This is a genomic window from Sorangium sp. So ce295, assembly GCF_051527405.1.
GTDB classification, from domain to species: domain Bacteria; phylum Myxococcota_A; class Polyangia; order Polyangiales; family Polyangiaceae; genus Sorangium; species Sorangium cellulosum_B.
The window spans coordinates 303,407-316,637 of record NZ_CP150324.1; the positions used below are offsets into that span (position 1 = coordinate 303,407).

General features: G+C 67.6%; 10 protein-coding genes and 1 pseudogene. 9 read left to right on the forward strand and 2 right to left on the reverse strand.

The window, feature by feature from the left end:
• Positions 1–3 precede the first annotated feature (3 nt).
• The 3 genes from WMF11_RS01185 (at position 4) to WMF11_RS01195 (ending at position 2,361) form a co-directional block, all read left to right on the forward strand.
• A complete protein-coding gene (locus WMF11_RS01185) occupies positions 4–1,326 on the forward strand; it encodes a protein kinase domain-containing protein (protein ID WP_437976132.1) in 1,323 nt (440 codons plus the stop codon).
• Positions 1,327–1,474: 148 nt separating this feature from the next.
• A complete protein-coding gene (locus tag WMF11_RS01190) occupies positions 1,475–1,816 on the forward strand; it encodes a transcriptional regulator (protein ID WP_437976133.1) in 342 nt (113 codons plus the stop codon).
• Positions 1,813–2,361: an RNA polymerase sigma factor gene (locus WMF11_RS01195; protein ID WP_437976134.1), complete on the forward strand. Its 549-nt coding sequence runs from the start codon at positions 1,813–1,815 to the stop codon at positions 2,359–2,361. Before WMF11_RS01190 ends, WMF11_RS01195 begins: the two co-directional genes overlap by 4 nt.
• Before the next feature lie 896 nt (positions 2,362–3,257).
• On the opposite strand, the gene WMF11_RS01200 is transcribed toward WMF11_RS01195, so the two are convergent.
• On the reverse strand, positions 3,258–4,055 hold the full coding sequence (locus WMF11_RS01200; RefSeq protein WP_437976135.1) for a hypothetical protein: 798 nt from the start codon (positions 4,053–4,055) through the stop codon (positions 3,258–3,260).
• 1,096 nt (positions 4,056–5,151) lie between these two features.
• On the opposite strand from WMF11_RS01200, the gene WMF11_RS01205 reads away from it, so the two are divergent.
• The 6 genes and pseudogenes from WMF11_RS01205 to WMF11_RS01230 all read left to right on the forward strand — a co-directional run bounded on the left by WMF11_RS01205 (position 5,152) and on the right by WMF11_RS01230 (position 12,434).
• Positions 5,152–5,994, forward strand: coding sequence for a DUF6602 domain-containing protein (locus tag WMF11_RS01205; protein ID WP_437976136.1), 843 nt, complete (start codon positions 5,152–5,154; stop codon positions 5,992–5,994).
• A gap of 237 nt (positions 5,995–6,231) precedes the next feature.
• Positions 6,232–7,343, forward strand: a pseudogene (locus WMF11_RS01210) (IS1 family transposase).
• Between the two features lie 10 nt (positions 7,344–7,353).
• Complete coding sequence (locus WMF11_RS01215) at positions 7,354–7,617, forward strand: hypothetical protein (RefSeq protein ID WP_437976137.1); 264 nt, start codon at positions 7,354–7,356, stop codon at positions 7,615–7,617.
• 206 nt (positions 7,618–7,823) lie between these two features.
• Positions 7,824–9,410 (forward strand): IS21 family transposase, encoded by a 1,587-nt coding sequence (gene istA / locus WMF11_RS01220; RefSeq protein ID WP_437974280.1) that lies wholly within the window; start codon positions 7,824–7,826, stop codon positions 9,408–9,410.
• On the forward strand, positions 9,410–10,231 hold the full coding sequence (locus WMF11_RS01225; protein WP_437743789.1) for an ATP-binding protein: 822 nt from the start codon (positions 9,410–9,412) through the stop codon (positions 10,229–10,231). The genes istA and WMF11_RS01225 overlap by 1 nt, the downstream gene beginning before the upstream one ends.
• Positions 10,232–10,817: 586 nt before the next feature.
• Positions 10,818–12,434: a hypothetical protein gene (locus WMF11_RS01230; RefSeq protein ID WP_437976138.1), complete on the forward strand. Its 1,617-nt coding sequence runs from the start codon at positions 10,818–10,820 to the stop codon at positions 12,432–12,434.
• Between the two features lie 143 nt (positions 12,435–12,577).
• Here WMF11_RS01230 and WMF11_RS01235 read toward each other — a convergent pair whose 3' ends face one another.
• Entirely contained in the window at positions 12,578–12,967 is a 390-nt protein-coding gene (locus tag WMF11_RS01235; RefSeq protein WP_437976139.1) for a hypothetical protein, read from the reverse strand.
• Positions 12,968–13,231: the final 264 nt, after the last annotated feature.

Here is a 13,231-nt window from a genome sequence, read left to right on the forward strand (position 1 = left end):
GAGATGGCGTATACTTCCGCCGATGTCCGGCGCCCAGCGCGACATATTTCGGCTCTGCGGGACCACGATCGACGGCAAATACCGTGTCCTCTCCGCCGTCGGCGCAGGCGGGTTCGGCGTCGTCTACCGCGGCGTGCACGAGGGGTTCGACGCGCCCGTCGCGATCAAGTGCCTCAAGCTGCCCGACGAGCTCTCGCCCGAGGCGCAGCAGGATTTCGTTCGACGGCTGCGCGACGAGGGGCGGCTCCTGCTCCAGCTCTCGCGCCTCTCGCCCGGCATCGTCCAGGCGCTCGACATCGGCGCCTTCACGGCCCCGGACGGCGCTCGCGTGCCCTACTCGTGCTCGAGTGGCTGGACGGCGAGACGCTCGCCAGCCACCTCGAGCGCCTGCGCGCCGGAGGCGGCGGCGCCCTGTCCCGCCGCGAGGCGATCCTCCTGCTCGACCCCGCGGTGCGCGCCCTCGCGGTGGCGCACGAGCAGAACATCGCCCACCGCGACGTCAAGCCGGAGAACCTCTTCCTCGCCGAGGCGGGGGGCGCGAGGACGCTCAAGGTCCTCGATTTCGGCATCGCCAAGATCATCGGCGATCAGCGCTCGCGCACCGCGGCGCTCGCGAGCACCGCGGAGGGGCCGTCGGTGTTCACGCCCCGCTACGGCGCGCCGGAGCAGTTCGACAAGCAGCGGGGCGCGACGGGGCCATGGACCGATGTCTTCGCGCTCGCGCTCGTCTTCGTGGAGCTCGTGACAGGCGCTCGGGCGCTGGAGGGGGAGGGGATCGTCGAGATCTATTCGGTGGTCGTCGATCCCGCGCTGCGCCCCACGCTGCGAGCGCGCGGCGTCTCGGCGCCGGACGCTGTCGAGCGCGTGCTCTCCCGGGCGCTCAGCGTCTCTCCGCGCGACCGGTACCCCGACGCCGGCGCGTTCTGGCGCGCGCTGATCGCCGCCGAGGGGCTCGAGGCCGAGCTGCCGAGCCTCCCGCCGCGCTCGCCGCCCGCGGCGCGAGAGGCCGAGACGCGGGTCGAGAGCGGGAACGCGCTGGGCGGCCCTGCGCCGGGCGCCGAGCACGCGGGCACGCCCGCGGGGATCGGCTTCGAGCCGACCGTGCCGCACCGGACCGACCCGGCGTCGCTGCGCCCCGATGGCGCGCCGTCCGCGCCGGCCGGTGCGGAGCCTGCGCAGCGGCCGGACCATGGGGCTGGGGCCGCGTCGGGCGAGGCCGTCGTCGTGCGGACCGCACGCGACGAGCGCGCGCGGCCGGGCCGGCGCGGGCTCGTCGCGCTCGCGCTCGCGGCCTCGGCGGTCGCCGGCGCCGCGGTCGCCGGGTAGTGGCTAAGGCTGGGTGATTCTGGCCAAGCTTGGCCAGATGCACGGACGTCGTCGCTAAGCTTCGGCCCCGAAGTAGGTGCGGCCCGCGGGTGTTCCACCACCCCGGGCCGCGTGGCCGACACCTCACACGTAGCGCGAGGTCCCGACGATGCTGACCGTAGTCCGTTCGCCTTCGGGCGAGCAAGAAGGCGAAGGTGCGCCCAAGCGCCAACGCCGCCCCCGTTCCCCCGTCCTCCGTCTCACCGACACCGAGCGCATGCGGCTCCGCGCCGCCCTGCGCAACTTGCGCGCCCTGTACGGCAGCTGGAGCTGTTTGGCCGAGGCGATGGCCGTCAGCGCCGGGACGATCCAGCAGATCGCCAGCGGCAACGGCGGGTCGCACGCGATGGCCCTCCGCGCCGCGAAGGCCGCTGGTGTGACGCTCGATCAGGTTCTCGGCAGGCCCGCCGTTGCCGGTAGGTGCCCCGCCTGCGGCCGAGGCGCCCCATGAGCGCATGGGGCCATCAAGCCGGCCCCGCGCGCGTCCTGAGCATCGCCGAGATCGCCGAGCAGGCTCCGTTCATCGGGAGCGTCCTGCGTGGCCTCGGTGTGCCCGCCGTCGACATCGACGACGTGATCCAGGACGTGATGCTCGGGGCATGGATCAGCTCCCAGGCCGGGCGCTACAGACCCGACCCTGTGCGCGAACCTCTGGACGCGCTGAAGCGCTGGCTGTTCGGGGTGTGCAGGTTCCACTGCACGCACTACCACGAGCGCGCGTTCCGCCGCCGAGAGGTGCCCGTCGCCGACCCATGGACCGCCACGGGTGAGGAGCGCGTTGACCCCGGGCACGTCGGCGAACGTATCGACGCAGCCGAGGCGCTCATGGCCATCGCCGCCATGCCGCTCTGGGCCCGCGAAGTGCTCGTCCTGGCCGCGCTCGGGCACGGTGGCACCGAGATCGCCCACATCCTCCGCATCCCGCTCGGCACGGCGGGCAGTCGCCTGCGGCTCGCGCGGGCTCGCCTCGCTCGGAAGCTAAAGCAGCGGCGCTGAGCGCTCCCCACCCCGACCGAGGCCGTCGGCGAGGCGCGCGGCACCTGCCAGGCGCGCGACGCCATCGAGCGGCGCTTCGTCCGCAAGTAGGCGACGCGCAAGAGCGCACACTCGGCGAGGCGCTGGGCGAGCGCGGTGCTCGCACAGAGGGATCGCGGCGAGTATGGTGGCCTTTCCAATCACGCCAGCGCGCTCGCTATCTAGCGGACTCCCTCTCCGCCCTTTCTTTCATCCCAGATTGAAAAATGTCAATGGCCCCATTCACGGGGATTTCACCAGTGTGGATCCACGTTATCCACTCGTGGATTACCCTTACAGCCTCGCCACTAAGGCAGTGTTCTGTCGGAATGATCGACTTATGACTTCTGGCAATCGGCTGCACTTGGTCGAAGCGCACAACTGACATCTCCGATCCAGGAAGAGGCAACCAATCGAGCATGTATTGCGGATACATGCACATTTTTATCCGGTCCAGGAATTCTTTGTCCCACCCAGCGCGCGATCCATCTTGATCAGCGCCATAGGCAGGCGCAACGTATACTGTTGGCAAAACCTGCCACGCCGGACCGCCTTTCGTCGCTGGAACAGCGGTTGGCTCGACAGACACGATGATTGCCGGCCTGAGCTTGGCTCGCTGGACCATGTACACCTCCCCCTTGTAGTGAGGGAACCCGGCTACCGGAGTCGCAGGAGGTGGTGGTGGCGATCTTGCATCCAGTGGGGCGACACTTATGTCGACAGAGTTGTGATTGGTTGGCGTAATGCGCCCATTTACACGGATCGCTAGAGCTTCCTGCTCCACGTGCGGTATGTATGCGCGAACTAGCCTACCAACACACAGTGTATTGCTGGCGTCTTTTGTCCACCATGAATCTGAAAGACACTGGATGCAGTCATCATGGTAGCTGCCCACGTCTTCGGGCCTCCGATGTCCAAATTTCGTCAGAAAGGGCCGCCTCCCCGCTGAGACCGTCAGCAGAGACACCGGCCAATTCGTCGATCTGGCGCGCACCCTTAAAGAAGACTTCGTCGTATATCGGCTGTATAGCCGGAGGCTTTCTCTGTCGCGGCCCAGGAGCGGCCGTGGCGGCACGGAGCTTCTCCTTGAGCTTGAGCATATCCGCCTTGCGTCGCTTCAACTCCTTGGCGGTTGGTTCACGAGTGTTTGCGTCAGCTGACGATGAGACCGGACTTCGTGCATTTTTCGCGATCGTGAAGTCAAGAGTCTGACCGGGAGCAGCGTGAAGCATCGGCGATGTGGCGTACACATGATGGAGCAAGGAAGTTGTGTCGTTGCCAAAGCTACGAACTGCGCGCTTGACCTCCACAGTCACCTCAATCGGCAATTGTTTGTCTAGAGTGCGCAACAGCTCCTTCGCTTCATCCTTGTTTATCCACCATCCAGCAAAATCGGAATCGTACTTGCTGTTTTGCCTTATGAATTCCCGCGCTCCCAAATATGCAACTACCGGCTCAATCCGGTCACACACCGCCATATCCCATGGCCCGTAGTGGTAGAAACGCCACGAGGCACCGGTGAACGTGGCGCCGTGCTTGCTGGCATACGCCAAGTCCGCGATGTACACATACTTCAGCAGATGGATCTTACCCAACCACCGATCGAAGTAGTCGTCCGCCTCGGACGCCACGGCTAGCGCATACTGTAGGACAATGTCCGTCCTCGCTGCGTCCATGGCTATCGCCTCTTTCGTCTCACGAGCGGCATCGGCAGGACGCCGCCAGCGTACGCGGATCCACCGGACGGCTTCAACCGCAAGGGCCGCACGGCGAGCAACGCGAGCAGCCAGCCCCAACCATCCCAGCGCCCGTTCCAGCACTGAACAATTGTACCGCCAACAGGAAAATCGGCAACGATTCCGCCGGCTTGAGATGACATAGAACGTCCTAGGTGCGCCAGAACATTGTAGCCACCCGAGACGAACGAGCCAGGAACATCGAAGATGTTTCTTGACATGCCGCTGAATCTGTGATCTCCAGGAACGCTAAGCTGAAAATTCGGGCGATTCCCAATTAAATTCGCCTTGTTAGGGTGTTGGTCTGGGCGCGCTTCGCGCCGCTGGCCTACGGGAGCAGGCGGCGTCCGTTCGGCACTGTCGGAGGCGGTGCGTTGGGTATCATCCGCGCAACGCCAACCGTGGCCCTCCCCGCTTCGGCGGACAGCCCCCGCCGCAAGCGGGTACGGCTCATCCTGGAGAGCGGCTGCCATGCCTTGCCCAAGCTTGTGGAGCTCCAGGATGTGGCCATCCCGGACTCGCTCGTCCGGGCGGGCGGCCAACGCTGCGATTCTAGCCGCAAGGTCGTCAAGAGCGTCAGGGTCGAGGTCGTCCATGCCGGGCAGGTCGGCGCAGCGTGGCGCCGGTTGCGGCGAGAACGTGCGCCAGAGGGCGCGTCAGTGGCCGACGCGCTGCGCCAACCTGCCAGCCACCCTTTTGGGGTGGCTGGCTCGCCTCGGCCTCGGCGCGGATGGCGGTTGAAGCTCCGGCTCCGTGGGGGCCCCGGTCGCAAGCGATGCGTCGGCATCCGTCGGCATCGCGGAGCGCGACGCCGAACGCGTCGATGTGCTCGTCTACCTCGGCGAGATTCCACGATCTTGCGCTCCAGATCGACCCCGCGACGCACCTCGCCCTCATCAACCGGATAAAGGCGGCGGGAGAGGGCACAGAGGGATTTGGGGGGGCAACTCCAGGAGCGTCTCAACGGCCCGTGGGCGTAGCCGAATCCGGAATCCCGGATGCCAACATTCGGCCCACAATTTCGCAGAGATCCACCATGCCAATTTCAAGACAGAAGACCAAGCCAGATATCGAAGGACTAGCAGGCCGCTACGCAGAGGAACTCGATGCTCAATTTAGAACGCTGAATTTCTTCACGAAACACCCTGGAGAGGTCGGGCGAACGCACGAGGCGTTCATTATGAACGTGCTATCGCGCTATCTGCCATCAAGGCTGAGGTGCGGAACCGGGTTCATCGTCTCAGAGAGCGGGGTTAGTCGACAGCAGGATATCATTATTTTTGATCACGCAAAGCTTCCTACGCTGTATGACGCCGGAGGCGTGGTTGCGGTAGATGCAAATGCCGTCGCTGCCGCTATCGAGGTGAAGACATGCCTAGATGAAGAGAAGACGTTTGTCGAGAGCCTGGCAAGTTTATCCGAACTCAGGACGGCGTTGCGGCTAGACGCAACGTGCTTTGTTGGGCTTTATGCGTATGAGGGGCCATCGACTGAGCTCGCCGTAGAATGCCTCAGGCGTGTGGCAGAGTCCGTGGATGTCGCCAATGGCAGAATTCCGGATGCGGTATACGTGCGTGGTAAATATGTGTTGGCACCCAATCGTCTGGGAAATCGTTGGGCCGACGCGCAGCTCATTAGGTTAGACATAGCTGAACATGGTGACGGAACTGGACTGCTTTCTATGCTGACCTGGATGTGGTTCAGTATCCAGAGTCACGGCTTTTTATGGCCTTGGTGGTTGCATGCTTGGAGTAATTCAATGTGGGATAGATGTGAGGGGGTGGCGTGGTCCACGCCCGCGCACCCGGAGCCCAGTAAGCGCGGCCGCCTTCGGGCAGGCGGCGAGGCGCGGGTGACCAAGAGCAGACGCCGGTCATGAAGCGATGACTCCGCACGAAGCCCACGCCGGCTGTGACATACCCCGTCCTGCCGGCATCTGCCTGGCGCCCTTTCGAGCGGTTTTCGCCGGGAAAACAGCTACAATCAGAGGACCTTAGACGAAAGCACCCCGTTTTGGCTGGCACCAAAACGGGGCTGCGAAACGCCAGGCAGTCGCCTACCTCGCGCCCATCGCACCGCGAAGGGTACGGACGCGCCTGGGGAGAGGCAAGGGTCCGTGGCGAACGAGCTCCCACGCGAGCGGCGGCTTGCCGTGCTCGCGGCCTTGGTGGACGGCAACAGCGAGCGCGCGACCGAGCGCATGACCGGCGTCAGTCGGCCGACGATCAACCGCTTCGCGCTCCGGGTCGGCGTCGCCGCGCAGAGCCTCCACAACACCGTGGCGCGCGATCTGACCTGCTCGCTCATCGAGAGCGATGAAGTCTGGTCCTTCGTACAAAAGAAGCAGTCTCGCGTGACGCCCGCGGAGCACGCGGCCGGCCTCGGTGAGGCGTACGCCTTCACGGCGCTCGCGATGCCGAGCCGTTACGTGGTGACGTGGCACGTTGGCAAGCGCGACGAGACGAGCGCTGATGCGTTCATCAAGGACCTCCGCTCGCGGCTCATCGTCATGCCGTCGCTCACCTCCGACGGCTTCACCGCCTACCCGGGCGCGATCGGGGCGAGCTTCGGTCCTGGCGTAGATTTCGCCCAGGTCATCAAGACGTTCTCGCGTGGCGGACAGCGGGACGACGACCACCGCTACGAACCGCCACGCAACCCGTTCCTGACCCGCCGCGCGGTCTTCGGTGCTCCGAACGTCGACGCCGCGACGACAGCGCACGTCGAGCGGAACAACGCCACCTTGCGGCACCACATCGGGCGGATGAGGCGCTTGGTGCTGGCCTTCAGTAAAGACCCGGAGCACCACCGCGCGGCCGTCAGCCTGGGGCTGACGCACTACAACCTGTGCCTGATCGTGAAGACGACGCGCGTCACGCCCGCGATGGCGGCCGGCGTCACCAGCCACATCTGGGAGCTGCCGGAGCTGCTCGACGCGCTGCTCTCCGTGCCCGAGACGCCAGCGCCGAGCGCGAAGCCGCTCGCCCCGCGCAAGCCTGAGGGCACCGCGCGCGAGTTGCCTTCCTGCGCGTGGTCCAGGGCGGCGCCGCGCCGAACCCACCCGCTGCTCCCGTGCCACCGCCGGTCGCCCCGGTGCCCGTCGCCGCGACCCCGAGCGCGCCCGCTCCCGTCGAGCCGTCCGGTCAGCTCGACCTGCTCTCCTGGCGCCCGAAGCCCCGGAAGCCAGTGCAGTTGTCCTTGTTCGACGACACACCACCTTGGGACTAAGCTGCCGCGCATGACATCTGTCCCAACTCGAACATTTAAGACCGTCGTAGACGAAACGCTCGTGCTCGCTGCCGAAGCCGACAAGGAAAGGCGGCGCGTAAGGGAACTTTCAGTTGGCCTGCCGGACGGCGCCGTGCCCAATGCCAGACCGGCCGCTCAAGAGCTGAAACGGTTTCTTGAACAGCAGTCCGATCGTGCTCTGACGCTGCTGCAGCTTTTGATGTACGCAGGACGGGATCCAGGTGCCAGTTCGCAGGGTCATGGGGCCACCTGACGGCGTTTTTCGCAGGGTCATGGGGCCACCCCAATCGCAGGAGGATGGGGCCACCCGCGCGGGGGCGTGACCCAGTTTTTCGCAGGGTCATGGGGCCAGCTTCCGAGGTTTTTCGCAGGGTCATGGGGCCAGCTCGGGACGCCGCGGTCGGGATCTGAGACGGGCTCCTTCCGATGACGGCGCGGGTCGCCGTCGGAAGGAGCCCGATGCCCTACCGAGAGCTGATCATGGTTGACATCAAGGAAATGCTCCGCCGTCGTGCGGCGGGGCAAAGCGCGCGTCAGGTGGCGCGCGAGACGGGGTTCGATCGCAAGACGGTCGGCAGGTACTTCGAGGCCGCAGCGACGCTGCCACTGCCACTCGACCGCGAGCCGACGGACGAGGAGATTCACGCGATCGCCCAGCGCGTGCAGGCGCGCCCGGTGCCCGACGCGAGCGACGAGAGGAAGCAGATCGACGCGCATCGCGTGCGTATCGAGGCCTGGCTCGCTCAATCTCGCCCGCTGAAGCTGCGGAAAATCCACACGCTGCTCCAGCGCGACCACGGCGTCACGGCGAGCTACGACACGCTCTGGCGCTTCGCCAAGGAGGAGCTCGCGTGGCGCAAGAAGACGCCGACGGTTCGTGTCGCTGATACCGAGCCCGGCGAGGTCGCGCAGGTCGATTTCGGCCTCATGGGCAGGCTGTTCGATCCTGCGACGCAGCGAGCTCGCAATCTGTGGGTGCTCGTGGTGACGCTCGTGTACAGCCGCTACCAGTTCGTGTGGCCGTCGTTCGAGCAGACCACCGTGGCGGTGTGCGCGGGCCTGGATGCCGCGTGGCGGTTCTTCGACGCGATGGCGCGCGTGATCATCCCGGACAACATGAAAGCCATCGTGCTGCGCGCCGACGAGCTTGCCCCCGTGCTCGTGCCAGCCTTCCTCGACTACGCGCAGACGCGCGGGCTGTTCGTCGATGCCGCGCGTGTCCGGTCGCCGAGAGACAAGGCGCGTGTCGAGAATCAGGTCGCCTACGTGCGGGAGAGCTGGTTCGACGGCGAATCGTTCACGAGCCTCGACGACGCGCGCGTGTCGGCTGAGCGGTGGTGCCGCGACGTTGCCGGCGCGCGCGTCCACGGCACGACGCGCGAGGTACCGCGCGAGGTGTTCGAGGCGCGCGAGAGGAGCGCCATGAAGCCGGCGCCGGCAGCACCGTTCGACGTGCCGTACTGGACCGACGCGAAGGTGCACCCCGATCATCACGTGCAGGTGCTCCGGTCGCTCTACAGCGTGCCCACCCGCTACGTCGGCAGCACGGTGCGCGTCCGCGCCGACAGCGCGTCGGTGAGAATCTACGCCGGTACGGAGCTCGTGAAAGTGCACGCGCGCGTCGCGCCGGGCAAGCGTTCCACCGATCCGAGCGACTACCCCATGGGCAAGGACGTCGCAGCGGTGCGCGACGTCGCCTCGCTCATCGCGAGCGCGAAGACGTGCGGAGTGCACGTCGGCGTCTACGCTGAGCGACTGCTCGCGGTGCCATTGCCCTGGACGCGCATGCGGCTGGTCTACGCGCTGCTGCGTCTGTGCAAGAAGTTCGGTAATGGGCGTGTCGAGGCGATCTGCCAGAGCGCGCTCGCGTTTGATGTCATCGACGTGCAGCGCGTGGCGCGCATGCTCGAGACGGCGAAGACGCCGGCGTCACCGTCCACGGGGCAGCGCACGGTCGTTGCGCTGCCCGCGCCGCGGTTCGCGCGCAGCACGGAGCACTTCGCGACGCGCATGCCGGCGGCTGCCGCGACCAAGGAGGACTCGTGATGAGCTCGAGCGATGTCGACCCTGCGCTCATCACAGCGCTCAAGCGCCTTCGTCTCGGCCGCATCGCGGCGACGCTGCGCGAGCGTCTCCTGGTCGCCGAGAAGCAGTCGATGGGACACGAGGAGCTGTTGCTCATGCTGCTCACCGACGAGATCGCGCGCCGCGAGGCCAGCGCGACGGAGAGCCGCGTACGCGACGCCGGGCTCGACCCGGCCATGCGCCTGGAGCTCTGGGACAAGACCGCGAAGGTCAGCTTCGACAAGCGTCTGCTCGGCGGGTTCACGAGCCTACGCTTCCTCGAAGAGCACAAGCACATCGTCATCCTCGGCTCTGTCGGCGTGGGCAAGACCTACCTCGCGAACGCGCTCGGACACCTCGCGTGCCAGCACGGCTACAGCGTGCGCTTCTTGCGCGCGGACGCGATGCTGCGCAGGCTGCGCCAGAGCAGACTCGACAACTCACGCGACGCCGAGATGGTCGCGCTCACGACCGTCGACCTGCTCATCCTCGACGACTTCGCGCTCGAGGCGATGAACAAGGAAGAGAGCCGCGACGTGTACCAGCTCTTCCTCGAACGCACAGGCAACGCTTCGATGATCGTCACGAGCAATCGCGACACGGCTGAGTGGCTCGCGATGTTCGACGACGTGCTGCTCGCGCAGAGCGCCGTCGATCGGTTCAAGAACGCGGCGTTCGACTTCATCATCGACGGGGAGTCGTACAGACCGCGGCTCAAGCCGAAGCTCGACGAGAGCACCACGGCCGCGCTGGTGCCCGCGCGCAGCAAGCCGCCCACCCACCCACGCGGCAGGCGGCGATGACCGCTGCGGCCCCGGCGAGGACGTCGAGCCTGGGGCCGCGCCTCTGACCCCTCGCTCCGAGCGGCGTGCCTCGCCCACCCTCGTCGATGGGACCGCTGGTGTTGCTGGGGGCGGGGCGAACCTGCCTGCTCCTGAGCGTCGCGGACCCTGCCGGGATCTACCGGGGGCCTGGGTGGCCCCATGACCCTGCGAAAAGAGAGACGTCGCCGGTCGCTGCGCGCCCGGCTCCGGGGACCTCGACACGCTTCGCGGTCTCGGGCATGGTCGAGACCGATCACGGTGTCTCCCCCTGGCCCCATGACCCTGCGACGGGGTGGCCCCATGACCCTGCGACGTGGCAATCCAGGGAACCCTGACATCGTTCGGGTGTACCGCGGCCTGTCGCGGAAGTCGCGAGCAAGAGAAGGGAGCATCACGGTACTCGTCACAGCAGAATCCTTGGTATCCGACATACGAGGGGGCCTGGATTATGCTGTGCGACAGCGCTTCGATTTGGAACGGGCGCTCATCGACGCCGCCTACATGGCCGAGTAGGCAAACTTAGCCAGATCAAGCGCCTGGCCAAACTTGGCCACTACCGGTCGCCGTGCTCCGGCGCCCCCCGGAGCCGCCGCCCCAGCCGAGCCGCGCGCCGATCGCCGCCCCGGAGCCGCCGCGCCCCGCCTCGAGCAACCCGGAGGCCGCGGCGCTCTACCAGGAGGCGCTGCAGGCCTACCGCGACGGCGCGCCGGACGTGGCGGCGCGCTCGATGGAGCGCGCCGTGGCGCTGGATCGTGGCCTCGGCGCCGGCTACCTGCGCGTGGCGATCTGGACGTTTCGACAGAGGCCGGCCGCGGCGCGCGAGCACTTCCAGCTCGCGCTCCGGCACCGGGCCGCCCTCGGCGAGCGCGACATGGCGCTGCTCGACGCGGCCGAGCCGTACGTGCGCCAGCCCTCCGACGCCGTGGCGTGGGAGCGGCGGCTCGAGGCCGCGGTCTCGAGGTTCCCGGCCGATCCGGAGCTCCTCGTGTACCTCGGCGCGGCGAGGTTCGCGCAGCTCCGGTTCGACGCCGCCATCGAGGCCTACGATCGGGCGCTCGCCCTGGACCGGGGCCACGTGCTCGCGTGGGGGTCCAAGGGAGAGTCGCTCGGGATGAAGGGGGATGTCGCGGCGGAGCTCGCGGCCTACCAGGCGTGCGCCGAGACGGCTCCCGGCGCGACGCTCTGCCTCGCGAACCGGGTTCGCCTCCTCCATCGCCAGGGCGATTGCCAGCAAGTCGAGGAGCACGCGCGCCGCTGGCTCTCGATCGATCCGAAGGCGGCGCCGGCGCACAGGCATCTGGCGCTGGCGCTCCACGCGCGGGGCGCGCCGCGCGAGAGCGTGCTCGTGGCCCTGGAGCAGGGGTGGGCGGAGGTCCCCGAGGGGGAGCGGAGGGCCAAGGAGCTGCTCGATCGGATCTCGCTCGCGGTCCTGGACGGCGATTTCGAGCTGGCGGTGGAGCATGCCCGCGCGTGGCAGCGGGAGGTCGCCGGCAGGAACGATCAGGACGCGCACGCGAGCCCGGCCCTCAGGCTGGCGGAGCTCTACCGTGAGATGGGTTTGCCGCGGGAGGCCGGGCGTGTGGCGGACGATTTCCTCCGCCGGATGAGCGCCTGGTCCGAGCCTGCGACCACGGCCGACTGGACCATCGCGTTCTTGCCGTACAGCCGCCGGGCCGGGTCGATGACGCAGGAGGCGTACGACGCGGCGCGCTCGGCGTGGGTGGAGCGGGTCCAGGCGAAGTGGCGCGCCGCGGCGCAGGAGATCAAGCCGGAGCACCGCTGGCTGCTCTGGACCGAGGCGTACGCCGCCGGCGTGGAGACCGCGGCCGACGCGGCGGCGGCGTTCAAGACGATGCCGCTCGACCAGCCGCTCCCGTCGGAGAGCGGCCGGTGGCTCCTGCTCGATCTGCACATCGGCAAGGTGTACGCGCTCGCGGGGAAGGGGCAGGAGGCGATCGGGCCGCTGACGCGCGTGGCGCGCTCGTGCGCGGCCCTGGCCGACCCGTTCTCGACAACGGAGGCGCGGCTCTACCTCGGCATGGCCCTGGAGGCGACAGGCGATCTGCGCGGCGCCGCTGCGGCGTACGAGGCTGTCCTCGAGCGCTGGGGCAAGGCGCGCCCGCGATCCATCTCCGCGGAGCAGGCGCGAGCGCGGCTCGGCGCGCTGCGGGCGCGGCGTTAGCACCACTGCGTCACGGCCCAGCGAGCTGAAACGGATCGCCCCTGGACTGCGACGCGTGGCAGCTTGGGCATCGGGGCAACCAGCGGGTCAGCACGCGAGCGATGGCGAGACGAACCGTGGGAAAGGAGTCCGGGAAGTGGCGCTCAGGCCGCGAGCGCGAGCGCACGGGGGCGACGCGGCCGGGCGGCCGAGGGGGGAAAAGGCCGCGTGCGTTCCGCGACCACGAAGGCATAGCAGCTCAGCGCGACCGTGACGTGATGATGCCAGCCGCGAAACCGACGGCCCTCAAAGTGGTCGAGGCCCAGCTCCCCCTTCAACTCTTCGTAGACCTTTTCGGTGCGGTAGCGTTCCTTGAACCTCCGAACGATCTCTTTGTTCGTCATCCGCGCCGGAAGCGTCGTGAGCGCGAACTTGGTCGGCTTCGGCTCGTCGTCTGGCCACTCCATCAGGAGCCAAACGGGCGGGTGCTGCTCGATCGGGATCCCGTCCTCGTGCGCCACCTGGACGCGCCGAAGTGCGAAGCGCGAGGACAACGTTCGACACGTGCCTTCCCGCCAGCACAGGCGACGAAACGCCCCGCGTCCGAGGCGTTGCGCGAAGTCGGCGGCGCTGACGGTCGGGCTTGGGTGTTGACGCTCAGGCTGGCTGATGGTCCGCCGCGCAGGCCGCTTGATGGCGATCGCCGGCGTGCGCGGTTGCAGTCAAGGAGAGCGATGGCCATCGCTCGGACGCGCGCCGCAGGGCGACTCGCGATGGCCATCATCGTTCGTGGCCGTCGGCGCCGGCGAGGTGTTCCT